27 protein-coding genes are annotated in these 24,398 nt (G+C 65.5%); 12 read left to right on the forward strand and 15 right to left on the reverse strand.

The features are described 5' to 3' along the window. Nucleotides 1-5: 5 nt before the first annotated feature. From nadA to N0K08_RS05525, 3 genes are all read right to left on the reverse strand, one after another. The gene (gene nadA / locus N0K08_RS05515) at nucleotides 6-1,139 is read right to left on the reverse strand and encodes a quinolinate synthase NadA (RefSeq protein ID WP_261499059.1); all 1,134 of its coding nucleotides are present in this window, start codon (nucleotides 1,137-1,139) and stop codon (nucleotides 6-8) included. Next, complete coding sequence (nadC, locus tag N0K08_RS05520) at nucleotides 1,136-2,014, reverse strand: carboxylating nicotinate-nucleotide diphosphorylase (protein WP_261499060.1); 879 nt, start codon at nucleotides 2,012-2,014, stop codon at nucleotides 1,136-1,138. Before nadC ends, nadA begins: the two co-directional genes overlap by 4 nt. A gap of 85 nt (nucleotides 2,015-2,099) precedes the next feature. After that, on the reverse strand, nucleotides 2,100-3,029 hold the full coding sequence (locus tag N0K08_RS05525) for a LysR family transcriptional regulator (protein WP_261499061.1): 930 nt from the start codon (nucleotides 3,027-3,029) through the stop codon (nucleotides 2,100-2,102). A 138-nt stretch (nucleotides 3,030-3,167) separates the two neighbouring features. Here N0K08_RS05525 and lysA point away from each other — a divergent pair, with 138 nt between their 5' ends. Next, nucleotides 3,168-4,412 (forward strand): diaminopimelate decarboxylase, encoded by a 1,245-nt coding sequence (gene lysA, locus N0K08_RS05530; protein ID WP_261499062.1) that lies wholly within the window; start codon nucleotides 3,168-3,170, stop codon nucleotides 4,410-4,412. A gap of 32 nt (nucleotides 4,413-4,444) precedes the next feature. On the opposite strand, the gene N0K08_RS05535 is transcribed toward lysA, so the two are convergent. The 4 genes from N0K08_RS05535 to N0K08_RS05550 form a co-directional block, all read right to left on the reverse strand. Then, on the reverse strand, nucleotides 4,445-5,446 hold the full coding sequence (locus N0K08_RS05535; RefSeq protein ID WP_261499063.1) for an NAD(P)H-dependent glycerol-3-phosphate dehydrogenase: 1,002 nt from the start codon (nucleotides 5,444-5,446) through the stop codon (nucleotides 4,445-4,447). A gap of 61 nt (nucleotides 5,447-5,507) precedes the next feature. Next, nucleotides 5,508-5,972 (reverse strand): protein-export chaperone SecB, encoded by a 465-nt coding sequence (gene secB, locus N0K08_RS05540; RefSeq protein ID WP_261499064.1) that lies wholly within the window; start codon nucleotides 5,970-5,972, stop codon nucleotides 5,508-5,510. Nucleotides 5,973-6,102: 130 nt separating this feature from the next. Next, the gene (gene grxC, locus N0K08_RS05545; RefSeq protein ID WP_261499065.1) at nucleotides 6,103-6,360 is read right to left on the reverse strand and encodes a glutaredoxin 3; all 258 of its coding nucleotides are present in this window, start codon (nucleotides 6,358-6,360) and stop codon (nucleotides 6,103-6,105) included. 48 nt (nucleotides 6,361-6,408) lie between these two features. Next, nucleotides 6,409-6,816 (reverse strand): rhodanese-like domain-containing protein, encoded by a 408-nt coding sequence (locus N0K08_RS05550; protein WP_261499066.1) that lies wholly within the window; start codon nucleotides 6,814-6,816, stop codon nucleotides 6,409-6,411. An 89-nt stretch (nucleotides 6,817-6,905) separates the two neighbouring features. Here N0K08_RS05550 and gpmA point away from each other — a divergent pair, with 89 nt between their 5' ends. The 4 genes from gpmA to N0K08_RS05570 all read left to right on the forward strand — a co-directional run bounded on the left by gpmA (nucleotide 6,906) and on the right by N0K08_RS05570 (nucleotide 10,615). Continuing rightward, nucleotides 6,906-7,649: a 2,3-diphosphoglycerate-dependent phosphoglycerate mutase gene (gene gpmA / locus N0K08_RS05555; RefSeq protein WP_261499067.1), complete on the forward strand. Its 744-nt coding sequence runs from the start codon at nucleotides 6,906-6,908 to the stop codon at nucleotides 7,647-7,649. Nucleotides 7,650-7,808: 159 nt separating this feature from the next. After that, nucleotides 7,809-9,248, forward strand: a complete 1,440-nt coding sequence (locus N0K08_RS05560) for a S41 family peptidase (RefSeq protein WP_261499068.1) — start codon at nucleotides 7,809-7,811, stop codon at nucleotides 9,246-9,248. A 71-nt stretch (nucleotides 9,249-9,319) separates the two neighbouring features. Then, entirely contained in the window at nucleotides 9,320-10,072 is a 753-nt protein-coding gene (locus N0K08_RS05565; protein WP_261499069.1) for a HesA/MoeB/ThiF family protein, read from the forward strand. A gap of 132 nt (nucleotides 10,073-10,204) precedes the next feature. Beyond that, nucleotides 10,205-10,615: a response regulator gene (locus N0K08_RS05570; RefSeq protein WP_261499070.1), complete on the forward strand. Its 411-nt coding sequence runs from the start codon at nucleotides 10,205-10,207 to the stop codon at nucleotides 10,613-10,615. On the opposite strand, the gene N0K08_RS05575 is transcribed toward N0K08_RS05570, so the two are convergent. Beyond that, complete coding sequence (locus N0K08_RS05575) at nucleotides 10,593-11,225, reverse strand: response regulator (protein ID WP_261499071.1); 633 nt, start codon at nucleotides 11,223-11,225, stop codon at nucleotides 10,593-10,595. The two genes, N0K08_RS05570 and N0K08_RS05575, sit on opposite strands and share 23 nt — an antisense overlap. A 147-nt stretch (nucleotides 11,226-11,372) precedes the next feature. Here N0K08_RS05575 and N0K08_RS05580 point away from each other — a divergent pair, with 147 nt between their 5' ends. The 4 genes from N0K08_RS05580 (at nucleotide 11,373) to N0K08_RS05595 (ending at nucleotide 13,929) form a co-directional block, all read left to right on the forward strand. After that, a complete protein-coding gene (locus N0K08_RS05580) occupies nucleotides 11,373-12,722 on the forward strand; it encodes a CHASE3 domain-containing protein (protein WP_261499073.1) in 1,350 nt (449 codons plus the stop codon). Between the two features lie 193 nt (nucleotides 12,723-12,915). Continuing rightward, nucleotides 12,916-13,080 (forward strand): DUF1328 domain-containing protein, encoded by a 165-nt coding sequence (locus N0K08_RS05585; RefSeq protein WP_261499075.1) that lies wholly within the window; start codon nucleotides 12,916-12,918, stop codon nucleotides 13,078-13,080. A 52-nt stretch (nucleotides 13,081-13,132) separates the two neighbouring features. Further along, complete coding sequence (locus tag N0K08_RS05590; RefSeq protein WP_261499077.1) at nucleotides 13,133-13,522, forward strand: hypothetical protein; 390 nt, start codon at nucleotides 13,133-13,135, stop codon at nucleotides 13,520-13,522. Nucleotides 13,523-13,611: 89 nt separating this feature from the next. Next, complete coding sequence (locus tag N0K08_RS05595) at nucleotides 13,612-13,929, forward strand: BON domain-containing protein (RefSeq protein ID WP_261499078.1); 318 nt, start codon at nucleotides 13,612-13,614, stop codon at nucleotides 13,927-13,929. Nucleotides 13,930-14,127: 198 nt separating this feature from the next. On the opposite strand, the gene coaD is transcribed toward N0K08_RS05595, so the two are convergent. From coaD to N0K08_RS05615, 4 genes are all read right to left on the reverse strand, one after another. Next, nucleotides 14,128-14,628, reverse strand: coding sequence for a pantetheine-phosphate adenylyltransferase (coaD, locus tag N0K08_RS05600; protein ID WP_261499080.1), 501 nt, complete (start codon nucleotides 14,626-14,628; stop codon nucleotides 14,128-14,130). Between the two features lie 125 nt (nucleotides 14,629-14,753). Next, a complete protein-coding gene (gene rsmD, locus N0K08_RS05605; RefSeq protein ID WP_408642918.1) occupies nucleotides 14,754-15,461 on the reverse strand; it encodes a 16S rRNA (guanine(966)-N(2))-methyltransferase RsmD in 708 nt (235 codons plus the stop codon). Nucleotides 15,462-15,493: 32 nt separating this feature from the next. After that, on the reverse strand, nucleotides 15,494-16,864 hold the full coding sequence (locus N0K08_RS05610) for a M16 family metallopeptidase (protein ID WP_261499083.1): 1,371 nt from the start codon (nucleotides 16,862-16,864) through the stop codon (nucleotides 15,494-15,496). A 22-nt stretch (nucleotides 16,865-16,886) separates the two neighbouring features. Next, on the reverse strand, nucleotides 16,887-18,335 hold the full coding sequence (locus tag N0K08_RS05615; protein WP_261499084.1) for a M16 family metallopeptidase: 1,449 nt from the start codon (nucleotides 18,333-18,335) through the stop codon (nucleotides 16,887-16,889). A gap of 28 nt (nucleotides 18,336-18,363) precedes the next feature. On the opposite strand from N0K08_RS05615, the gene ftsY reads away from it, so the two are divergent. Then, on the forward strand, nucleotides 18,364-19,539 hold the full coding sequence (gene ftsY / locus N0K08_RS05620; protein ID WP_261499087.1) for a signal recognition particle-docking protein FtsY: 1,176 nt from the start codon (nucleotides 18,364-18,366) through the stop codon (nucleotides 19,537-19,539). A 36-nt stretch (nucleotides 19,540-19,575) separates the two neighbouring features. Here the strand turns inward: ftsY and tsaA are convergent, their stop codons facing one another. Continuing rightward, complete coding sequence (gene tsaA, locus N0K08_RS05625) at nucleotides 19,576-20,076, reverse strand: tRNA (N6-threonylcarbamoyladenosine(37)-N6)-methyltransferase TrmO (protein ID WP_261499088.1); 501 nt, start codon at nucleotides 20,074-20,076, stop codon at nucleotides 19,576-19,578. Nucleotides 20,077-20,314: 238 nt separating this feature from the next. Here tsaA and modA point away from each other — a divergent pair, with 238 nt between their 5' ends. Both modA and N0K08_RS05635 read left to right on the forward strand, forming a co-directional pair. Next, a complete protein-coding gene (modA, locus tag N0K08_RS05630) occupies nucleotides 20,315-21,034 on the forward strand; it encodes a molybdate ABC transporter substrate-binding protein (RefSeq protein ID WP_261499089.1) in 720 nt (239 codons plus the stop codon). A gap of 15 nt (nucleotides 21,035-21,049) precedes the next feature. Further along, complete coding sequence (locus N0K08_RS05635) at nucleotides 21,050-21,718, forward strand: molybdate ABC transporter permease subunit (protein WP_261499091.1); 669 nt, start codon at nucleotides 21,050-21,052, stop codon at nucleotides 21,716-21,718. Nucleotides 21,719-21,730: 12 nt separating this feature from the next. On the opposite strand, the gene cutA is transcribed toward N0K08_RS05635, so the two are convergent. Continuing rightward, nucleotides 21,731-22,063: a divalent-cation tolerance protein CutA gene (gene cutA / locus N0K08_RS05640; RefSeq protein WP_261499093.1), complete on the reverse strand. Its 333-nt coding sequence runs from the start codon at nucleotides 22,061-22,063 to the stop codon at nucleotides 21,731-21,733. A gap of 59 nt (nucleotides 22,064-22,122) precedes the next feature. Then, complete coding sequence (locus N0K08_RS05645; RefSeq protein WP_261499094.1) at nucleotides 22,123-24,390, reverse strand: xanthine dehydrogenase family protein molybdopterin-binding subunit; 2,268 nt, start codon at nucleotides 24,388-24,390, stop codon at nucleotides 22,123-22,125. Nucleotides 24,391-24,398: the final 8 nt, after the last annotated feature.

Here is a 24,398-nt window from a genome sequence, read left to right on the forward strand (position 1 = left end):
CAGGTTCAGGCTGCGCCGAGGTGCGGCACCAAGGCGGCCGTCGGCGCGCCGCTTTTCAGCGCTGCCGTGAACGCCAGCATGCGATCTATGGGCTGGCGCGCGCGCGGAATCAAGGCCGGATCGACGTGGATGGCGTTGCTGCCGCTTTCCAGCACCTGGGCCAGACCGGCCAGGCCGTTCATCGCCATCCAGGGGCAGTGGGCGCAGCTCTTGCAAGTGGCGCTGTTGCCCGCCGTGGGCGCTTCGATGAAGCGCTTGTGCGGGAACAGCGTGCGCAGCTTGTGCAGCATGCCGTTGTCGGTGGCGACGATGAATTCGCTCGCATCCATGTCGCGCGCGGCATTCAAGATGCCCGAGGTCGAGCCCACGGCGTCGGCCAGGGCCACCACATCGGCCGGGCTTTCGGGATGCACCAGCACCTTGGCCAGCGGGTGTTCACGCTTCAGGGCTTCGAGCTCGAAAGCCTTGAATTCGTCGTGCACGATGCAGGCACCGTTCCACATCACCATGTCGGCGCCGGTCTCGCGCTGGATGTAGCCGCCCAGGTGGCGGTCGGGCGCCCAGAGGATCTTCTGGCCGTCGGCCTTGAGCGCGCGCACGATGTCCAGGGCGCAGCTCGAAGTCACGACCCAGTCGGCCCGGGCTTTCACGGCGGCGCTGGTGTTGGCATAGACCACCACCGTGCGGTCGGGATGCTGGTCGCAGAAAGCGCTGAATTCGTCCACCGGGCAGCCCAGGTCCAGCGAGCAGGTCGCGTCCAGATCGGGCATGAGCACGGTCTTGTGCGGCGACAGGATCTTGGAGGTCTCGCCCATGAACTTCACGCCCGACACCACCAGCGTCTGCGCCGCATGGTCGCGGCCAAAGCGCGCCATTTCCAGCGAGTCGCTGACCAGGCCGCCGGTCTCCTCGGCCAGGTCCTGCAGGTCCGGGTGCACGTAGAAGTGCGAGACCATGACGGCGTTCTTTTCCTTGAGCAGCGCGCGGATGCGGTCCTTGAGGGCCGCGCGCTCGGTCGGCGTCGGCTCGGCCGGCACGCGTGCCCAGGCGTGGCGCGTGGCGCACAGGCCGCCTTCGGCTTCGCTCAGCGGCTGCTCGTAGTCCACATTCACGACAGGAATGCTTGCAAACTCGCTCATGGCAATTCCTCCATGCGCATGGAGAAGTCGGTGGCCCGCACATCCTTGGTCAGGCCGCCGATGGAAATGCGGTCCACGCCGGTTTCGGCCAGCGCACGCAGTCCATCCAGCGTCACGCCGCCCGAAATCTCCAGCACCGCGCGCCCGGCGTTGATGGCCACCGCTTCGCGTAGCATGGGCAGGGGCATGTTGTCCAGCAGCACCATGCGTGCGCCCACATCCAGCGCTTCATGCAGCTGCGCCAGCGTTTCGACTTCGATTTCGATGAAGGCTGCCGTGCTGGCCACGGCCGCCGCGGCCTGCAGCACGGCCGTGATGCCGCCAGCGGCTGCAATGTGATTTTCCTTGATCAGCACGGCGTCGTGCAAGCCTATGCGGTGGTTGGTGCCGCCGCCCGTGCGCACCGCGTATTTCTGCGCCAGTCGCAGGCCGGGCACGGTCTTGCGCGTGTCCACGATCTGCGCCCGCGTGCCTTGCACCACGGCCACGTACTCCGCCGTCTTGCTGGCCACGCCCGACAGCAGCTGCATGAAGTTCAAGGCCGTGCGCTCGGCCGACAGCAAGGCGCGGGCCTGGCCTTCGGCCTCGAACACCACGGCGTCAGCCGCCAGCCGCTGGCCTTCGCGCGCATGCCAGGTGATGCGCACCTCGGGGTCCATCGCACGCAAGGCGGCTTCGACCCAGGGCGCGCCGCAGATGACGGCGCTTTCGCGCACGATGACGCGGGCCCGTGCGCGCCGTGTCGGAGCGATCAGCCCCGCCGTCAGGTCGCCTGCGCCTACGTCTTCTTGCAGCGCCAGGGCTACGTCTCGGAGGGCCAGTGCGCGAATGGCCTCTTGTTCCTGTGGGGAAGAATGCTCGGTCCAGTAATTCATAGGGGCGGAGTCTAGACGCTCCCCGGCCTGCGTGCCGAGGATTTTTGCGCTCTCGCCGTGCCAGTGGGCCGGCCGCAACGCTGCGTCAGGCTGCGCGCGCCAATCGCCCTGCCAGCATTGCGGCTTCATCCCGCAAAGCCTGCAGCAAGGGCTGGACTTCGGGCAGGGCCGGACGGTGCAGCGGCAGCAAGGCCTGGACGCGAAACGGAATGGAAAACGCCAGCGGCCGCCACAGCAGTTGCGGGCCGGCGCAGGCCAGTGCCGTCAGCGGGTTGACGATGGCCAGGCCCAGCCCCTGCTGGACCATGGCGCAGACGGCCACCGCATTGTGCGTTTGCACGCGCATCTGGCGCGCCACGCCGGCCTGGGCGAACACCGCGTCGATCTGGCGCCGGTAGGGATCGTCCAGCGACAGGCTCGCAAACGGCTGGTCGGCGAAGTCCTCCACCCGCAGCACGGAGCGCGCGGCCAGAGGGTGGCCGGCCGGCAGCACGCAGACTTCGTCCATGGTCAGCAGCGGCAGCGCCTGGCAGCCCGCGGGCGCGGCATCGTGTTCGCTCAGGCCCAGGTCGAAGCGCTGGGCCGCCATCCACTCCTCGAGCAGCGGCGACTCCTGCGGCGTGACCGCCAGCCGCGCCTGGGGGTACTGGGTCAGCAGCCGCGCCGCCGCCCCGGGCAGCAGCGCATGGCTCAGCGCCGGCAGGCACAGCACGCTGATCTGCGCCTCCTCGGCCCGCCCCAGCGCCAAGGCCTTGTCCACCACCCGCTCCAGCCCCTGCCAGGAGCGCTGGACTTCGTCCCACAGCGCCAGCGCGCGCGCATTCGGCCGCAGCCGGCCCTGGCTGCGCGCAAACAGCGCATAGCCCAGCAGTTGCTCCAGGCGCGCGAGCTCCCGGCTCACCGTGGGCTGGGAGCTGGCCAGCAGCGTCGCCGCGCCCGTGGCGCTGCCCGTGGTCATGACCGCGCGAAAGACTTCGATATGGCGATGGGTAATGCGTGCAGCAGGCAGAGTCATGGCCAAAGCATATCCAAATTGAATGACATGGGAAAAACAAAGCATTGGACGGCATAACAAGAGCAGCGCATGATGGCTGCCACTTTCCGGAGCGGCACGCCCCGGCCATCCCTACCAACGCCTCCGGCCCCACCCGCCATGACCTGCCCCTTCTCCCCCGCCCAACTGTGGTCCTTGGCCGACCAGTACGGCACGCCCCTGTGGGCCTATGACGCCGCCACCATCCGTGCGCGCATCGCCGACCTGTCGCGTTTCGAGACCATCCGCTTCGCGCAAAAAGCCTGCTCCAACATCCACATCCTCAAGCTGATGCGCGAGCAGGGCGTGAAAGTCGATGCGGTGTCGCGCGGTGAAATCGAGCGCGCCCTGGCCGCGGGCTACCGTCCCGGCAGCGAGCCCGCCGAAATCGTCTTCACCGCCGACGTGATGGACGAAGCCACGCTGGCCACCGTGGTCCAGCACCAGGTGCCCGTCAACGCCGGCTCCATCGACATGCTGCACCAGCTGGCCGCGGCCTCGCCGGGCCACCATGTCTGGCTGCGCATCAACCCCGGCTTCGGCCACGGCCACAGCAACAAGACCAATACCGGCGGCGAGCACAGCAAGCACGGCATCTGGCATACCGACCTGCAGGCCGCCCTGGACGCCATCCGCGGCGGCGGCCTGCACCTGGCCGGCCTGCACATGCACATCGGCTCGGGCGTGGACTACGGCCATCTGTCGGAAGTCTGCGGCGCCATGGTCCAGCTGGTGCAGACCACCAAGGACGCCGGCCACGACCTGCAGGCCATTTCGGCCGGCGGCGGCCTGTCCATCCCCTACCGTGATGGCGACCCGGTGATCGACACCGCGCATTACCACGGCCTGTGGGACGCCGCGCGCAAGCAGGCCGAAGCCATCGTCGGCCACGCCCTGGGCCTGGAAATCGAGCCCGGACGCTTTCTGGTCGCCGAATCCGGCGTGTTGCTGGGTACGGTGCGCGCCACCAAGAACTCGGGCAACAACCACTTCGTTCTGGTCGACACCGGCTTCAACGAACTCATGCGCCCCTCGATGTACGGCAGCTTCCATGCCATGCACATCGAGCGCCGCGACGGCACCAGCTTGCCCACGCGCGACAGCGTGGTCGCCGGCCCGCTGTGCGAATCGGGCGACGTGTTCACCCAGGGCGACGGCGGCGTGGTGCTGCCGCGTCCGCTGGCCGGCGCCACCGTGGGCGACCTGCTGGTGATCCACGACACCGGCGCCTATGGCGCGTCCATGTCGAGCAACTACAACACCCGCCCCCTGGCCGCCGAGGTGCTGGTCGACGGCGAGCGCATGCAACTCATCCGCCGCCGTCAGACGGTGGAAGAGCTGCTGGCACTGGAACTGGGGCTGTAAGACAAGCGGTCTGAGCGAAGCTCAGGCCGTTTTTACTCGCCTTTAGGATCCCGCTCCATGAGGTGGCGGACGGCCTCGCTGACATGCAGCCGCCCATCCAGCAACGCCACCACGGTTTCGCTGATGGGCATTTCCACGCCCAGCAACTGCGCGCGCTGCCAGACGGTGCGCGCGCTGTACACGCCTTCGGCCACATGGCCCAGCGATTGCACGGCCTGGTCCAGCGTCTGGCCCTGGGCCAGCAGCAGACCGACCTTGCGGTTGCGCGACAGGTCACCAGTAGCCGTCAGCACCAGGTCACCCAGGCCCGACAGGCCCATGAACGTCTTTCCCTGGGCGCCCAGCGCCATGCCCAGCCGCGTCATTTCGGCCAGACCGCGCGTGATCAGCGCTGCCCGGGCGTTGAGCCCCAGCTGCAGGCCGTCGCACAGGCCGGTGGCAATCGCCAGCACGTTCTTCACGGCGCCGCCGACTTCCACGCCGACGATGTCGGAGCTGGCATAGACGCGCACATGGCTGCTGTGAAAGGCCGCGACCAGCGCTTCGCTGACGGCCGCATGGCTGCTCGCCGCGACCAGCGCCGTGGGCTGCTGGCGCGCGACCTCGAGCGCAAAGCTCGGGCCGCTGAAGACGCCGGCGCGCAGTTGCGGGGCCACGGCCGCGCACACTTCATGGGCCATCAGTCCAGGCAGGCCGGGTGCGGTGGCCGCTTCAAAACCCTTGCTCAGCCAGGCCACGGGCGCGGTGCTCTGGGCCAGGCGCTGCAGCCACTCGCGCAAGGCGGCCATGGGCGTGGCCACAATGACCAGATCGGCCTGTGCCACGGCCGGCATGACATCGCCGTCAATGACGACCAGCCGGGGCGGAAAAGCAATTCCGCCCAGATAACGCGTGTTTTCGCGCGCCGTGCGCATGGCCTGCGCCTGCGCCGCATCGCGCGCCCACAGCTGCACCGTGTGGCCCGCGGGGTGAGCGGCCGCGCCCATGGCCAGCGCCGTGCCCCAGGCTCCAGCACCAATCACAACAATTTTCATGGCTGCGCTTTCTCCATGCAAAAGGGCGCGCGACCAGAGGCCGCGCGCCCTTGAAAGTCACTTACTGTGGCAGGGACGTGTCGGCTTCGGCGGCCAGGGCGGCCTGGGCCTGCTGCTGCTCGTACATGGCCTGGAAGTTGATTTCCGCCAGGTGCACGGGCGGGAAGCCGGCGCGGGTCACGATGTCGGCGACGTTGCCGCGCAGGTAGGGGTAAATGATTTGCGGGCAGGCGATGCCGATCACGGCGCCCATCTGGTCTTCCGGCAGATTGCGGATTTCGAAGATGCCGGCCTGCTTGGCTTCCACCAGGAACACGGTCTTGTCATTGATCTTGGTCTGCACCGTGGCAGTCACGGCGACTTCGTAGACACCTTCGGCCACGGGCGTGGCTTCGACGCCCAATTGGATGTCCACGCTGGGCTGCTCTTGCTCGAGCAGGATGGCGGGCGAATTGGGCTGCTCCAGCGACAAATCCTTGAGGTAAACGCGCTGGATCTGGAATACGGGATTTTCTTGGTCGGCCATGGCGTCAGTCTTTCTCACTAAAAAACAAACCGGAATCAAAACAAAGCCCGCCCGGGAGACGCTCCCGCAGCGGGCACTTGGAGTGCATTATGCAGCCGCGGACAGGCCCTCTGGCCGTGTCCGCGGTCGATCAGCCCGCCAGCAAGGGCAGCAGGCCGCCCTTGGCGTCAAGCGCCATCAAATCATCGCAACCGCCCACATGGGTCTCACCGACGAAGATCTGGGGCACCGTGCGGCGGCCCGTGGTCTGCATCATGTGGTCACGCGCGGCGGCGTCGGTGTCGATGCGGATTTCCTCGATCTGTTCCACACCCTTGGACTTCAAAATCTGCTTGGCACGGGTGCAATAAGGGCAGAAAGCGGTGGTGTACATCTTCACGGCTTGCATGGAGCGGTCTTTCTTGAAAATCGGTCAATACGGTCAGATAAAGGCAGTTCAGCCTTTTTCAACCGGCAGATTGGCTTCGCGCCAGGCCTTGAGGCCGCCCGCCAGGGCCTGGGCCTTGTCGTAGCCCAGCTTCTTGGCCATGCCTTCGGCGCGCACGGCGCGTGGGCCCTTGGCGCAAACCAGCACCAGCGGCAGGGCCTTGTTCTTCACCACGCTGGGCAAGCGCTCTTCCAACTGGCCCAGAGGGATATTCTTGGCGCCGTTCACATGGCCCAGGGCAAATTCCTCGGGTTCGCACACGTCGATCACCACGGCTTTTTCGCGGTTGATCAGCTGCACCGCGCCTGCGGGCGACAGCGTGCCGCCCATGCCGCCCTTGACCAGGGGCATCAGCAGCATGGAGCCGGCAACCAGTGCAAGCAAAATTAAATACCAGTTATCGATGATGAATTTCACGTCATTCCTTGGGTTGGCAAACCCGACAATTTTAGAATGGCAGGCTTTGACCTCCCGTCATCACCTGCTTTGTCGTTTTAAGGGACCCCATGTACAAGCTCGTTCTGATCCGCCACGGTGAATCCACCTGGAACCTGGAAAACCGCTTCACCGGCTGGACCGATGTGGATTTGACGCCCACGGGCGTGGAACAGGCCAAGAACGCCGGTCGCCTGCTCAAGGCCGAAGGCTATGACTTCGACCTGGCCTACACCAGCGTGCTCAAGCGCGCCACCCGCACTCTGTGGCATACCCTGGACGAAATGGACCGCACCTGGCTGCCCGTGGTCCACAGCTGGCGCCTCAACGAACGCCACTACGGCGACCTGCAAGGCCTCAACAAGGCCGACATGGCCAAGCAGTACGGCGAAGCCCAGGTCCTGCAATGGCGCCGCAGCTACGACGTGCCGCCGCCAGCGCTGGCGCCCACCGACCCGCGCAGCGAGCGCGGCGACCTGCGCTACGCCAAGCTGCAGCCGGAACAAATCCCGTTGACCGAGTGCCTCAAGGACACGGTCGCGCGCGTTCTGCCATTCTGGAACGAATCCATGGCGCCAGCCATCAAGGCCGGCAAGCGCGTCTTGGTCGCCGCCCACGGCAATTCCATCCGCGCGCTGATCAAGTACCTGGACAACATTTCGGACGACGACATCGTCGGCGTGAATGTGCCCAACGGCATTCCGCTGGTCTATGAGCTCGACGCCAACCTCAAACCCCTGCGCCATTACTACCTGGGCGACGCCCAGGCAGTGGCCGCCGCGGCGGCTGCAGTGGCCTCCCAAGGCAAGGCCTGATACCGGACGTTGCACGCGGCGGCTGACAAGACGTCGCACATGACGGCACAATGGAGCACCCGGCGCGCGAGCGCCCGGTGTCCAGGAACCAGCTGCCCCGGTGAAACCGCGCGGGGCAGGCACCCACCGGGGTGTATATTGAAGCGGTAAAGGTGTTTTATGGGCCAAAAACTCAAAATTGCTGGATGGGTCTCCGTGGGCGTGCTCGCCGGCGCATTGACCACGGTATCCCTGCAAACCATGGCCCGTGGCGCCATGGCCCCTCTTCCCCTGGAAGAAATCCAGCAGCTCTCGGCGGTATTCGGTCTGATCAAGACCGACTACGTCGAACCTGTCGACGACAAGAAGCTCATCACCGATGCCATCTCCGGCATGGTGGCGAGCCTCGACCCCCATTCCCAGTATTTCGACCAGAAGTCCTTCAAGGAATTCAAGGAAGGTACTTCCGGACGGTTCGTTGGCGTCGGCATCGAGATCACGCAGGAAGACGGCCTGATCAAGATTGTCTCGCCCATTGAAGGCTCACCCGCCTTTCGCGCCGGCCTCAAGACCAACGACTTGATCACCAAGATCGACGACACGGCCGTGAAAGGCCTGTCGCTCAACGATGCCGTCAAACGCATGCGTGGCGAGCCCAACACCAAGGTCATGCTGACGATTCTGCGCAAGGACGAAAGCCGCAGCTTCCCGGTGACGATCACGCGCGAGGAAATCAAGACCCAGTCGGTCAAAGGCAAGATGATCGAGCCCGGCTACGCCTGGATTCGCCTGAGCCAGTTCCAGGAACGCACGGTCGACGACTTTGCACGCAAGGTCGAAGAGATCTACGCCCAGGACCCCAAGCTCAAGGGCTTGGTGCTGGACCTGCGCAACGATCCGGGCGGCCTGCTGGATGCCGCCGTAGCCATCTCCGCGGCCTTCCTGCCCGAAGGCGCGACGGTGGTCTCGACCAATGGTCAACTGGCCGAAAGCAAGGCCACCTACAAGGCCTTGCCAGAGTACTATCTGCGCCGCGGCCAGGGTGACCCCTTGCAGCGCCTGCCTGCCGCCTTGAAGAAGGTGCCCGTGGTGGTGCTGGTCAACGAAGGCTCGGCCTCGGCCAGCGAAATCGTCGCCGGCGCACTGCAAGACCACAAGCGCGCCACGCTGCTGGGCAGCCAGACCTTCGGCAAGGGCTCGGTGCAGACCGTGCGCCCCCTGGGTCCGGACACCGGCATCAAGCTGACGACGGCCCGCTACTACACGCCCAGCGGCAAATCCATCCAGGCCAAGGGCATCGTTCCCGATGTGATGGTCGATGAAACCACCGAAGGCGACCTGTTCGCCGCCCTGCGCATGCGCGAATCCGACCTCGACAAGCACCTGGGCAGCGGCCAGGGCGATGAAAAGGCCGCCGAAGCCGCACGCGAAAAAGCCCGTGAGGAAGCCCGCAAGCGCCTGGAAATCGAGTCCAAGAAGCCCGCCGCGGATCGCAAGATGCCCGAGTACGGCTCGAGCGAAGACTTCCGCCTGCAGCAGGCACTGCGCCAGCTCAAGGGCGAACCCGTTCAGGTCAGCAAGACCCTGACCGAGCGCGAAGCCGAGAAAAAAGAGGAATAAGCCTCCCCAGGCAATTGCTCATCGGCCGGGCCCTGCCCGGCCTTTTTCATTGAAACCGTTCTTCCACTGCCATGACCGATGACCAGCTTCTGCGCTACTCGCGCCACATCATGCTCGATGAGATCGGCATCGAAGGCCAGGAACGCATTCTTGCCGCCCATGCCGTGATCATCGGCGCCGGCGGTCTGGGCTCACCCGCCGCCCTGTACCTGGGCGCCGCGGGCGTGGGCCACATCACCGTGATCGACGACGACACGGTGGACCTCACCAACCTCCAGCGCCAGATCGCCCATACCACCGACCGCGTGGGCAGCCCCAAGGTGGACTCCCTGCGCGCCGCCGTGCATGCCATCAACCCCGGCGTACGCATCACGGCACTGCAGCAGCGCGCCGACGATGCGCTGCTCGACCAGTTGCTGCCGACCGCAAGCATCGTGCTCGACTGCTGCGACAACTACCGTACCCGCCACCTGGTCAATGCCGCCTGCGTGCGCCACAGGAAACCGCTGGTGGCCGCGGCTGCGCTGCGCTTCGACGGGCAACTCATGGTCATCAACCCCGAAGATGCGCAAGCGCCCTGCTATGCCTGTGTGTTTGCGCCCGATGCCGAGTTTGCGGAAGAGCAGTGCGCCACCATGGGCGTGTTCGCTCCCCTGGTCGGCACCATGGGCAGCCTGCAGGCCGCCGAAGCACTCAAGTTGATCGCCGGCTTCGGCCAGGCGGCCACGGGAAGGCTGATGATGTTCGACAGCCGCCGCATGGACTGGTCGAGCATGCGGGTGGAAAAGAATGGCAGCTGCCCGGTCTGCAGTAACGGCATGTAGGAAAGCGACTACTTTTGCCAGCCACTGACGCTGGCAAAATGCCCGGTGGGCGTCCATGCGAAGACTGGGCTGCCATGTCTGCCGCAATGCTCTCAAGGGGCTGCGCCAGCCGCCCTCAACTTGGACACCACAGTGAAATTGCGTACGTATATTGTCGAAGACAATGCCACGATCAGAGAGAATTTGATTGCGGCCCTCGAGGAACTCGCCGAAGTCGAGTCGGTAGGGATCGCTGAAACAGAATTCGAAGGCACGGACTGGCTGACCCGTCACACAACGCAATGGGACATCGCCATCGTCGATCTGTTTTTGCGCCAAGGCAGTGGCCTGGGCGTGCTCGCGGCGTGCAGCCAGCGCCTGCCGCACCAGAAGATTGTCGTGCTGAGCAACTACGCCACGCCCGATGTGCGCACGCGCTGTGCACAACTCGGGGTGGACGCAGTGTTTGACAAGTCCAACGAAATCGACGCGCTGGTGGACTATTGCATCGACTTCAGCGCCGAGCGCAAAAGCACCAAACTCAATCGATCAGCCGGTTCTTGAGCGCGTAGTAGGTCAGGTCGCTGTTCGACGACAAGGCCATTTTTTCCATCAGCCGCGTGCGGTAGGTGCTCACGGTCTTGACGCTCAGCGACAAGGATTTGGCGATGTCACCCGCCGTCTCGCCGCGCGCGAGCTTGAGAAACACCTGGAACTCACGCTCCGACAGCTGCTCGTGGGCCGGCGCATCATCCTTGCGGTTGAGCTGCTGCGCCAACAGGTCGGCCACGGCCGGCGTCAGATAGCGCCGCCCCAGGGCGATGGTGCGAATCGCTTCGGCAATCTCCTGCGGCTCACACTCCTTGTTGAGGTAGCCGCTGGCGCCCTGGCGAATCAGATTGATCGCGTAATGCTCTTCCGGGTAGCCGCTGAGTATCAGAATGCCCATTTCCGGCGCTTTCGCGCGCAGCATGGCCAACGCATCCAGACCGCTTTGGCCGGGCATGGACAAGTCCATGAGCAGCACATCGATTTCCTGCTCGCGCACCAGGTCAATCGCCTCGCGGCCGTTCGACGCCTCCCCCACAACGCGCAAATCCACGTGTTCCGACAAGAACTGACGCAGTCCTGAACGGACGATCGCGTGGTCGTCCACAATGCCTATCTTGATCATTGAAGTCTTTCTCCCCTAAGCGGGCGACTGCCCTTCAGTTACCATAAGCCAACGCTTAATCATAATACGCTACCGATAGTTGAAATTTATCAACATGGCTTGATTATGCAGAATAACTCGCTGAAACTCCTCAGCAGGAGGAATTTCATGCGCTGGTCCCAATTACGCAGGCTCGCCATCAGCCTACCGCTTGCCATCCTGGCTGCCGTTCTGCTCGTGGGCATCAACGAAGCTGGCTACAAGCGTTCACGCGATGCTCTGGATGATTTGTCACACATCCACAATGCCCGCACATCCATCAGCTTGCTGCTGCAACACATGCTGGATGCCGAAACCGGTTTGCGCGGCTATCTGCTCACCAATGACGAGCGCTACCTTGAACCCTACGAGAAAGCCGTAGCTTCTGTCAACGGCAACATGGACAGCCTGCGCGATATTTTCATGAGTTCGCCGCAGGATCTGGACACCGTCACCCCCCTGTCGCGCCAGGTCGCACGCAAGCTCTCGGAAATGGAATTGAGCCTGCGCCTGTACCGCCAGGGCAACGAGGAAGCCTGGCGCTTCGTGATGTTCACCGACCTGGGCAAGGAGAACATGGATGCCATCCGGGCCTATAGCCGCACCTTGATGGAAAGCAGCGCCGAGCGCAGCCGCAAAAGCCAGTCCGACATCGAGCAGTCACTGTTGCTTTCACGCATCGGCATCGCCACGGTCACCGTCATCGGCCTGCTGGCGTTTTACATGTACCTGCGCCAGGCCCACACCTTGCAGGTATCGCATGAACGCGAGCAGGAATTGCAGCGCGACGAGCGCAAGCGTCTGGAAGAGCTGGTGCGCGAACGCACGGCCACGCTGACCGAACTCGCCAACCACCTGCAGCAGGTGCGTGAAGACGAGCGCGGTCATCTGGCACGCGAGCTGCACGACGAGCTCGGCGCCCTGCTCACGGCCGCCAAGCTGGACGTCGCGCGCCTGAAGTCGCGCATAGACATGACTTCGCCGGAAATTGCCGAGCGCGTGCAGCACCTCGTCGAAGCCCTCAACAGCGGTATCGCCCTCAAGCGCCGCATCATCGAAGACCTGCGCCCTTCGTCCCTGTCCAACCTGGGCCTGATCACTTCGCTGGAAATCCTGACCCGCGAGTTTGCCCAGCGCAGCAACATGGAAGTCGAAGCCAACCTCGAGCCCGTCGAGCTGCCGGAGACGACACAGCTCACGGTCTACCGGATAGTCCAGGAGTCGCTGACCAACATCGGCAAATACGCCAAGGCCAGCCATGCTGTCGTCACGGTGCACAACTATCCGACCTATGTTGCCGTGCAGATCCAGGACGACGGCGAAGGTTTCGACACCGCCACGGTGCGCTTGAACTCCCACGGCCTGGCCGGCATGCGGCACCGGGTCGAGGCCGCAGGCGGGCGGTTGACCGTGTCTTCTGAAGTCGGCAAGGGCACGACGATTTCCGCCGTGATTCCGCTGACCCCGGCATCCGCGTGACCTGGCGCGCGCTGCGGGCTGCAGCGCGACGTAGGATCAGGACCACCCACTGATCCACCAAAACCCTTACAGACCGCCCCGCCGCGCACCTGCATCACTGGCAGCGCCAAGCTCCTAAAGTGGTTGTAACAGCACCGCTTGCAGCAAGTATGTATTTTCAGACTTGCTCACGCTCGCTTTAGAGGAGATTTGCATGCTGCATTACGCCGTCGTTTTTCTGGTCATCGCCCTGATCGCTGCCATTTTTGGCTTTGGTGGCATCGCTGCCGGAGCCGTGGGTATCGCCAAGATCCTGTTCTTCGTCTTCGTGATCATGGCCATCGTGACGTTTGTGATGAGTTTGCTGAAGAAACGCTAGGCCTGTCCTGGCGCCCCCCGCAACCCCGTCCCCCTATCCGGAGAAAGACACAATGAGTAATTCCGCTGACAACACCCAAAAAGCCGCTGATGCCGCCAAGGACCTGGTCACCCATGCCGCCGACGCAGCCAAGGAAAGCGTGACCGCCACCCGCAAAGCCGCTGCCGACGCTGCGGAAAAAGCCCAGGAAAGTCTGGCAGCAGCGGAAAAACAGATCAACCCGGTGATTGACGACCTGGCCGCACGCGCCCAGGAGCTCGCCAACCGCAGCATCCACTTCTGCGCTGACAACTCCGAGCGCGCACGCCGCCAGATCCAGAGCGCGGCCGAAGCCACGACACGCTACGTCGTCGACCAGCCCGGCAAGTCGCTGATGCTGGCCGCCGCTGCCGGTGCCGCAGTCGCTACCGCCCTGCTCTGGGGCGCACGCTCGCGCCGCTGATCTATACGGCGGCGCCTGCGCCGCCATCCCCATCCAGGCGTTGGTGCCGTCAAGGCCACCGCTCGTTGCTACTGTTCAAAGGAATCCCCATGAAATTCACACGTGCCATCGCTTTCGCTGTCGTTACCGGCGCCTCCCTTGTGGCCATGACCGGCTGCTCCGTCTTCCGTGACCAACAGACGGTTGGCTCGTATGTCGACGATGCCGGCATCACGACGGCCGTGAAGGCCAAGATGGCCGAAGACAAGTCGGTTTCCGCCACGTCGATCAGCGTGGAAACGCTCAACGGCACGGTGCAGCTGTCCGGCTTTGCCAAGTCGCAAACTGAAAAGAACCGCGCGGAACAAATTGCACGCTCCACCAACCATGTGCGTGAAGTGCGCAACAGCATCGTGGTTCGGCCGTGAAATAACGCTCACCCCCTGAGCCGCTGACGCGGCTTCCCCCTCTCATCCTTCGGTGGAGGGGGACGGCGCCATCGCTGCGGGGCGGCCCTTGCTCGGTGTCCCCTTGCTGGGGCACGCCGGTTTCAGAGTCTGTAAACGATGGCAAGAAAAAGGCCGGAAGAAATTCCGGCCTTTTTTCGTCTGTGGTCGTGTGAAGAATCAGCCCGCGACCGGGCCCGCGACCTTCTGCTGCAGGCGTGCATAGACATCGGCCGAGACGAACTTGTCGACTTCGCCGCCCAAAGTCGCGATCTCGCGCACAAAGGTGCTGCTGATGAACTGGTATTTGTCGCTGGGCGTGAGAAACACCGTCTCCACGTCCGGCATCAGCGTGCGGTTCATGCCCGCCAGCTGGAACTCGTAATCGAAGTCCGTGACCGCGCGCAGGCCACGCACCATGGCCTTGCCGCCACGGGCCACGACAAAGTCGCGCAGCAGACCGGAGAAGCTCTCCACCGTCACCTGGGGATAGGGTGCCACCGCCTGGCGCACCATCGCGATGCGCTCTTCCAGGCTGAACAAGGTCTTCTTGTGGTGGCCAGCCGCCACGGCCACGATCACTCGGCCGAACAACTGGGTCGCACGGCGCACCACGTCCTCATGCCCGAGGGTGATGGGATCGAAAGTGCCGGGATAAACGGCAAGCACATTCTCGGCCATGGCGGGGGGTTCTCCAAAGTAGCGTGGATGACAAGACGGCCCCGGGCGGGCGCGCACTTTGCGGGCATTATGCCGGAGCACCGCCGCGCGCCAGCCCCTGGCGCGCGCGGCAGTGGCAGCCGGTTTCAGGCCGCCGTGGCGGGCAGCTTGCGCAGCAAATGGGCGTGCACCGCCCCGGCCTTGAGGTAGCGCTGGCGCACCAGCCCCGACTCCGCCAAGGTCGCATCGTCCCACTCGCTCGGCGCTTCCAGGTAAATCCAGCCATCGGCCGTCACCGCGCGCTGCGCCGCCTGCAGGGAGGACAGGAACAGTGCGTCCTCGGTGAACGGCGGATCGAGAAAGATCAGGTCCAGGCTGTCGGGCGCCGCCTGCTGCAGCGCGTTGACGGCATCACCACGCTGCACTTTGACCGCCTGGGCCGACAGACGCTGCTTGAGGGTGCTCAGCTGCGCCACCAGGGCCCCGTCCTGCTCGATCATCCAGACGTCCTTGGCGCCGCGCGACGCGGCTTCCAGTCCCAGCGCGCCAGTGCCAGCAAAGGCATCCATGCAGCGCCAGCCCGTCAAGTCCTGACCCAGCCAGTTGAACAGGGTTTCGCGCACCCGGTCGGGCGTGGGCCGCAGACCCGGGCGCTTGGCCACGGGCAGGCGCGTGCGCCGCCATTGGCCGCCAATGATGCGAATCTCGCCAGCGCCGCCAGCGGGCTTGTCCGACTTGCCGACAACACCCTTCTTGGCGGGTTTGGCGGCCACCACCACCTCGGGCTCAGGCTCGGGTCGGGTGCGTACGCGGGTCTTTTTCTCCAGTGCGGCAATGGCGTCGGCCACGGCCATGGACTGGACATCGATATGAATACGTGAGCGGCTCATGGCTTGCTCCCTCCAACAACCACGGTCACCATGCGTTCAGGATGGACCATGCGGGCCATGGCATCGCGCACCTGGCTGGCCGTCAAGGCCTCCACGCGCTGCGTCCATTGGTCCAGATAATTAAGCGGCAAGCCGTTCCAGGCGATATTGGCCACGTTCGACAGCAGCTTGCGGTTGCTGTCGATGCGCAGCGCGAAACCGCCCACCAGATTGTCCTTGGCCGCACGCAGCTCGGCCGCCGTGGGGCCATTGGCGACGAAGTCGGCCACGACCTGATCCGACACCTTGACCGCTTCAGCGGCCTGGTCGGGGCGGGTCTGCAGACCGACCACAAAGGCGCCGGCATTGAGGCCGGGCGAGAACGAGCTGTAGACGCTGTAGCTCAGGCCGCGCTTTTCACGCACCTGCTCCATCAGGCGCGAAGTGAAACCTCCGCCGCCCAGGATGTGGTTGCCCACCATCACCGCCAGAAAGTCCGGGTCGCGCCGGGTAATGCCCGGCTGACCGATCAGCACATGGGCCTGGGCGGACGCGAATGGAACATCGATCACCTGGGCTGCCGTCAACGGCGCCACTTCAGGCACGGCCGGGGCCTGCGGGCAGGCGCCTGGCGCCAGGCGGGCCGCATCGCTGGCCTGCAGCGGTGCGAGCAACTGACTGACCAGCTGGTCGGCCTGGGTGCGGCTGAGCGCCCCCACGATGCTCACGCGGGCACTGCAAGCGTTGATCAGGCGCCGGTGAAAGGCCTGCATGGCGCTCACATCAATGCGCGCCAAAGTGGCTTCGGTGGCCTGCTGGCCGTAAGGGTGGCTGCCATAGACGGCCTTGGCAAAAGCCTTGGCGGCGACGGTTCCCGGGCGGGTGTCCGCTTCCTTGATGGCCGCGCTCCAGCGCGCGCGTTCGCGCTGCCAGATGTCCTGCGGCAGACTGGGATCCGCGATCTGGCGCGAAGCCAGGCGCGTGGCCCGTTCCAGCAAGGCGGGATCGGTGAGCGAACGCAGCGCGTAGCTGAAGCTGTCGTCATCGGCGTCCGCGCCAAAGCTCGCGCCCAGATCGGCCCAGGCTTCGCCCAGCGCATTTTCATCCTGGGCCGGTGCGCCACCGCTGGCCAGGATGCCCTTGGAAGCCATCAGCGCCACGGCCGTGGCCAGGCCGGCTTGCGGCGCCGGGTCGCGGCGGCTGCCGGCGTCGAACGCCACCTGCACGTCCACCATGGGAATCGTCGGGCTGTCCACCAGCCAGACCTGCGCGCCGCTGGGCTGGGTCCAATGCTGGATGGGCAGCAAGGCCCAGGCCGGCTGCGCGGCCAACAGGCCGCCGCCGAGCGCCAGCGCCAGGCTGGCGGCTTTGGTTGGTAATTTTTTCATCAGTAATCAATCAATAGCATATTCAATGCAAAAGCCCACCGGTGGCCGGGGCGGGACGCCGAGGCTGGTTCGGGTCCAGCGGCTGCGGCACCAGCGTGGCAATGGTCAGTTGGTCGTCGCCAAAATAGCGTGCGGCCACATCCTGGACCTGTGCCGAGGTGACCTGTTTCAGGTGCTGCAGCAACAATTCCTCGGCATTCACCGGCATTTTCATGGTCCAGTAGCTGCCCAGTCCCTGGGCCTGGCTGAAGACCGAATCGCGCTCATAGATGTTGCCGGCAATCCACTGCGTTTTCACACGCTCGAGTTCCGTGGCGTCCACCCCGTCACGAGCCACACGCTGCACCTGCTCGCGCAAGGCGGCTTCCACCTCGGCGGTGGTCTTGCCCGCCGCCGGCACGCCGGTCAGCATGAACATGCTCGGGCCGCGCCCCAGCACCGAAGCCGAGCTGCCGGCCGCATCGGCCACGCGCTGCGGACCTTGCTCCAGGGCCCGCTCCAGGCGCGCGCCGTCGTAGCCGCTGAGCACGGCCGACAGCACCAGCAAAGCCAGCCCATCCTTGTCCTGCGCTCCCAGCGTTTCCAGCTGCGAAATGCCGGGCACCTTGAAGCCCAGCGCCACATAGGCCTGCTCGGCCGGCAACTTGACGGCAATCCGGCGCAGGCCTTTTTGCAACGGCTCGGTCTGCGGCTTGCGGGTTGGCGTGGCCTTGACGGGAATGCGGCCATAGTATTTTTCGGCCCAGGTGCGGACCTGGGCCACGTCCACATCGCCGGCAACGACCACGGCCGCGTTCGCAGGCACATACCACTTGCGGTAGAAGCTGCGCGCGTCGCCGGGTTCCAGGGAGTCGAGATCGCTCATCCAGCCGACGACAGGCTGGCGATAAGGCGACGCGACATAGGCCGCGGCGTACAGCTGCTCGAACAGGGCCGCGCGCGGCTGGTCATCGGTGCGCATGCGCCGCTCTTCCTTGACCACTTCCAGTTCCTTGCGGAATTCTTCGTCAGGCCAGCTGTTGTTGGCGAAGCGGTCGGACTCCAGCCGCATCACATCTTCCAGGCGCTGGGAGGGAATCTGCTGGTAATAGCCGGTGTAGTCGCGGCTGGTGAACGCATTGTCACGCCCGCCCAGAGCCGCCACGCGGCGCGAGAATTCACCGGCCGCCAAGCTTTTGGAGCCCTTGAACATCATGTGTTCCAGCACATGGGCCACGCCCGTGGTGCCGCTGACCTCGTCCATGGAGCCCACGCGCACCCAGAGCATGTGCACGGCCGTAGGCGCGCGCCGGTCTGGCTGGATGATCAGCTGCATGCCGTTGGCCAAAGTAAATTGCTGAACCCCGGAAGCCACCGGAACGCTGATCGGCGCACGGGAAACAGCGGAGGAAGTGGAGGCGGCAGGGACCGAATTTTCAGCCCCGGCGCTCAGACAGGCCACGAGGCCCAGGAGGGTAAGAGCACGTTTCATAGAATGGTTATATTCTAAGAACCTGCCAATGTTCAGTTTTTTCAAAAAATCCCCACCACCCTCCGCCGTACCACCTGCCCCAGAGCCGGTGAAGACGCCCGCACCCGCGATCATTTCGGCACCTGCGCCCCTGGAAACAGCGCCCGCACCCGACGCCCCGCAGGCGCCTGGCGCCATGGGTCGCCTGCGCCAGATGTTCGGTGCCGGCAAACCGGCAACGCCTGATGCACCAGCCGAGTCCCCCGCTCCGGCACCCGTGCCTGCGGCCGCTGCGGCGCCCACCGCTGAAGACGCCCCATCCGCCGAGCGCGCCAGCTGGCTGGGCCGGCTCAAGGCCGGGCTGCGCAAGACCAGCTCCAACATTGCCACGGTATTCACGGGCACCAAGATCGACGAGGCCTTGTACGAAGAGCTCGAAGATGCGCTGCTCATGGCCGATACCGGCGTCAAGGCCACCCAGCACCTGCTCGACGACCTCAAGCGGCGCGTCAAGGAACAAAAGGCCACCGACCCGGCGGCCGTCAAGGAATTGCTGATCCAGGCGCTGACCGATTTGCTCAACCCACTGGAAAAGCCGCTGGTCATAGGCCAGTTCACCCCCACCGTCATCATGGTCGCAGGCGTCAATGGCGCCGGCAAGACCACGTCGATAGGCAAGCTGACCAAGCACCTGGCCGAGGCCGGCGCCAGCGTGCTGCTGGCCGCGGCCGATACCTACCGCGCCGCCGCCCGCGAACAGCTCGGTGTATGGGCCACGCGCAATACCGTGGACATCGTCAGCCAGGAAGGCGGCGACCCCGCCGCCGTCAGCTTCGATGCCGTGACGGCCGGGCGCGCACGCAAGAAGGATGTGGTCCTGGTCGACACCGCCGGGCGCCTGCCTACGCAGCTGCACCTGATGGAAGAGCTCAAGAAGATCCGCCGCGTGGTCACCAAGGCCGACGCCACCGCGCCGCACGAAGTGCTGCTGGTGATCGACGGCAACACCGGCCAGAACGCGCTGGCCCAGGTGCGGGCGTTCGACGATGCGCTGCAACTGACCGGCCTGATCGTGACCAAGCTCGACGGCACGGCCAAGGGCGGCGTGCTCGCGGCCATCGCCCAGGAGCGCCCCATCCCGGTGTACTTCATCGGCGTGGGCGAAAAACTCGAAGACCTGGAAACTTTCAGCGCCCAGGAATTCGCCCAGGCACTGCTGAACTGAAGCCGCTCAAGGGCCGCGCCCCGCGGCCCGTCTGAATCACTGCATGCGCTCGTCCGACTGCGCCGTCGGCAGCCGCTGCAGTCCTTGCTGGAACCAGCCGATGCGCTCGGTGTGGCGCACATCCAGCGTGGGCACATAGGGCTTGATGTCCAGCACCGGCGTGCCGTCGAGCATGTCATTGCCCTTGAAGTACAGACAGCCATCGCCCACCCGGATCAGTTGCACGATAGACAGCCCGAGGCGATTGGGCCGTGCCGGTGAACGGGTGGCAAACACCCCGTGGCTGCGGTCATCCATGAAGGGCACCACCTCCAGCTTTTCGACGGCCTGGTGCAGGCTGGTGATGAAAATCAGGTATTCGAAGCCTTCGATGTCGCGCAGACCGGGCTGGAACGGGGGCAGCACCTGGAGCCGTCCTTCGACCTCCGCGGCCGCCACGGTCTGGATGGGCATGCCCTTGACCGAATGAAACGGGCTGTGGATGAAACCAATGGCTTGCAACTCGATTCGGGTGGAGGCGTTGGATATCTCGGTCATGGCAAAAATGAAGTCATGCCCTTCTGGAAGGCCACTGGCCGCGGGCGGCAGAAGGACAAAGAGGAAAAATGCGGCCCGGTCGCAGGCCCATCGCTATTCCTATTTAGAATAGCGCTGCTGCATTATTGCCTGCCGCGCCCCATGGGTTTCCGGATCCTGGGCCAGGCCTGTGCGGCTGCCGCCCCCACCGATTCCCCTTGTTTCCTTGATTGAATGCCTCACCCGGCAATGGAGCGCCATGTTTCGACCTCTTCTCCTGGGCTGCGTTGCAGTCATGCTCGCCGCCCCCAGCTGGGCCGGTGATGGCCTGCTGATCGCGGCCGGTGCGGGTTATCGCAAGCCGGTTCTGGAGTTGCTGCAAGCTTTCACCAGTGCCACCCCGTTCAAAGCCGAGGCCAGCTTCGGCAATATGAAACAGGTGGAGGTACAAGCCAGGCAGAACCCCGAAATCCGCCTGCTGGTGGGCGACAAGGCCTTTCTTCAGCCCATGCAACTGGCCCAGCGCTTCGAGCCTCTGGGCACGGGCCGCCTGGTGCTGGTGGCGTCCAAGGCCCATGGCTTGAAAACCATCGCGGACCTGGCCCAGCCGCAGTTCAAGCGCATTGCCGTGCCCGACCGCAGCAAGGCCGTCTACGGCAAGGCGGCCTTCACCTGCATCCAGCGCAGCGGCCTGGACGCGGCCTTGGCCAGCAAACTGATCGAAGTGGCCACGGTACCGCAGGTGACCACCTATCTGGTCACCGGAGAAGTGGATGCAGGCTTCATCAACGCCACGGAAGCACTGGCGCTGAAGGACAAGGTCGGGGATCGCGTGGAAATCGCCGCCGACTGCCATGACCCCATAGAGCTGAGCCTGGCCGTTCTCCTGGACCGGGAGCCCAACGCTGCCACGCAGGCATTTGTGGCCTTCATTGCCAGCCCCCAGGCACGCCAGGTCATGCAGCGCCACGGACTCTGATTCGGCGCGAGACCCGTGGAGTCGCCTTTTCTTTGCGCCAGTGCGCCCCTATGGCTGACGGCCCAGGTCATAGGCTGGAGCTTGCTGCTGCAATTGACCATAGGCGGTTGCCTGGCGTGGCTGCTCGCACACCGTAGCGGTCCCGGCTACCAGCTGCTGGATGCGCTGGTCACCCTGCCCCTGGTCTTTCCGCCGATCGTGCTGGGCTATGGCATCTTGTTGCTGCTGGGACGCAATGGCTGGGTCGCGCAGTGGCTGCCTGCGCCCTGGCTGCCGGACATCATCTTCACCCCTGCCGGCCTGGTGATCGCTGCTTTTGTGGCGGGCCTGCCGCTGATGCTCAAACCCACGCAGAACGCCTTCGCGACCACGCCCCAGGGCCTGCGTGACGCCTCCGCCACGCTGGGATACTCGCCCTGGCAGACTTTCTGGCGGGTAGACCTGCCGCTGGCCCGACGCGGACTGGCCGCCGGACTGGTCCTGGCCGGAGGCCGTGCGCTCGGAGAGGTCGGGCTGTCGCTGATGCTCGGCGGCAACATCGTCGGCCGTACCGAGACCCTGTCGCTGGCCATCTTCAATCAGGTGCTCGATGGCAACCTGGATTGCGCCAACCAGCTGTCGCTGCTGCTGTGTTTTCTCGCCATCCCGGCGTTTCTTCTGCTGCGCCGTCTCGGATCGCTGTAAGCCAGGCGCCGCTCAGTCGTCGACGCCGGCGCGCACCCACTGCGCGTAGTCGGCCGCGCACTGCTCGGTGCGCATCAGCATCTGCGGCACGGCATAAGGGTGCTCGGCGCGCAGGCGCTGGGACAGCCGCGGCAAGGCATCGGGCAGGGTCTTGAACACGACGCGCCATTCCGGCTCCTCGTGCAGCGCATCCTGCCAGTGGTAGTGGGAGCTGATGGGTTCGGTCTGGGCACAGGCGGCCAGTCGGGACTGCACCAGGGAGCGGGCCAATTGCCGGGCGATGGCTTCGCTCGGTACCGTGGTGGTCACGACGCATAGCGCGACCCAAGCTTGATCTGAAGACATGCGGCCAGTCTAGAACAAGGCCCTCCCCCCCTTTCGCTGCAAGGTCGCCCAGTGCTGCATCAAGCGTGCATCACGGCACGCACTACGTCTGGCGTGAAAGGCGCTTCGTAAAACCGCCGGCCTGTGGCGTCGAACAGCGCATTCGCTATGGCCGCCGGCCCTGGCACGGAAGCCGATTCGCCGGCGCCCATGGGCGGCTCGTCCTGGCGCGGCATCAGCAGGACCTCGATGGGCGGCAAGGCCTTGAAGCCGATGATGGGGTAGCTGCCCCACTCCCGGCTGGCGACGCCGGCCGCGTTGAAGGCCACTTTTTCCAGCAGGCTGCGGCTCAGTGTCTGGATGACGTTGCCATGGATCTGGTGGCGCACGCCGTCAGGATTGACCATCATGCCCGTGTCCTGCCCGACCACCAGGCGCGTGACCTCGATGCGGCCGCTCAGCGGCTCCACGCGCAGGTCGATGACCCAGGCGGCCCAGGCCGCGCCAAAGCCCGGGAAGCGGCTGTGCACATAGCGCGCATAGGCCACGCCCCGGCCCTGCAGCCAGCCGTCGGCGCCGGGACGTCCGCGGCTGCCCTGGGCGCCGCGCTGCCAGCTGGCGTGGGCCGCCGTGGCCTGCAGCAGCGCTATCGCCCGCGAATCCTCAAGATGGCGCAGGCGAAAGTCCACGGGATCGGCGCCGGCCGCATGGGCCAGCTCATCGATCATGCAGTCGTGGGCGAACGAATTGGGCAGCGCCGAAACGCCGCGCAACCAGGAGGAACGCACCAGCGGCGCCATGTCGTGGCTGGCGATGCGCTGGGCCGGGTAGCGGTAGGGCGGCACGGCCGTGCGATCGCCCATTTCCAGCGTACGCGGCTGGCTCGGCAGTCGCCCCATGAGCAGCCCGGCCAGCAGCGGCGCGTCGTTCGAGGGGTAGCGCACCGCGAAGTCGTAGGCCAGCAGCTCCCCGTCGGCCGCCATGGCCGCGCCCACATCCATGAGCTGGCCCGTGCCCTTGGGCTCCCACTGGTGTTCCTGCTCGCGCGTGAGCTGCACGCGCACCGGCGCGCCCACGGCCATGGCCAGCAGGGCCGCATCGGCACAGACATCGTCGGCGCAATTGCGGCCGTAGCAACCCGCGGCTTCGAGGCGCACGATGTCAATGCAGGCCTCGCCCAGCTGGAACAGCTTGTCGAGATCGGTGCGCAGCATGTGCGGGTTCTGCGTGCCGGCCCAGACGGTGAGCTGGCCGCCCTGGAAATCGGCCACGGCGCAGGACGGGCCTATGGATGCATGCATCTGGTAGGGCCAGACATAGCTGCGCTGCAAATGGATGGCGGCGCTGGCGCAGCTCGCGTCCACGTCGCCCTGGTCGACCAGGGCCCGGCGCTGCGACGGGTTGGCGCGGATGGCCGCGGCCACGTCGCTGAGATCGGGCGCGGGCGGCACCGGCTTCCACTGCACGCGCAGCGCGCGCATGGCAGCAATCGCCTGTTCCTCGCGGTCGGCCACCACGCCGACGAAGTCGCCCTCGACGACCACCTGCACCCGACCCGGCAGATGGGCGACGGACGCACGGTCCACCGCCATCAGGCAATGGCCTATGAAATCACCGCCATCGCGCCCCGGATGGGGCGGGCGCACCACGCGGCCGTGGCGCATGCCGGGCAGGCGCACATCGTGCACAAAGCTCAACTCGCCCGTGGCCTTGGCGGGAATATCGACACGCACCGTGCTGCGGCCCACAAGACGGTAGTCCTGGGCCGGCTTGAGCTTGACCGGCTGCTCGGGCGGCGCCAGCGTCAACTGGATCTGCCGGCCTTGCAGCAGCTGGCCGTAATCGAGCTGGCGCGGGTCATCGCCCTGCGCAAAGCCCACCACCCCATCGCGCACCTGCAGCCGCTCGGCCTCCACACCCCATTGCTGCGCGGCCAGGGCCAGCAGCTGCTCGCGCGCCTGGGCCGCGGCCCGACGCAGCGGAACGGCCGAGATCTGGATGCTGGCACTGGCGATGGTCGGCCCCTGGTTGGGCGTGGCCGCCGTATGGCCCAGCACCATGTCCAGCCGCGCCAGCGGCGCTTCGAGTTCTTCGGCGACGATCTGGGCCAGTGCCGTGCGTATGCCCGTGCCCAGGTCCACATGGCCGTTGAAGGCCATGGCCCGCCAGCCGCCGGATTCAGCGAGCACGGCGACGAAGATCTCGGGCGTGGACTGGACATAGTCCGAGGCCACGCCAGGCTGGCCGGGCACGGGCCTGGGCGGTGCGACCGGGGCACGCACGACCAGCAAGGTGCCGGGACGGGCAAGCAAGGGATCGTGCAGATCGACGGGCTGGGGCAGGTTCATGGGGCGAG

Source organism: Acidovorax bellezanensis (assembly GCF_025421555.1).
Taxonomy (GTDB): Bacteria; Pseudomonadota; Gammaproteobacteria; order Burkholderiales; family Burkholderiaceae_C; genus Comamonas; species Comamonas bellezanensis.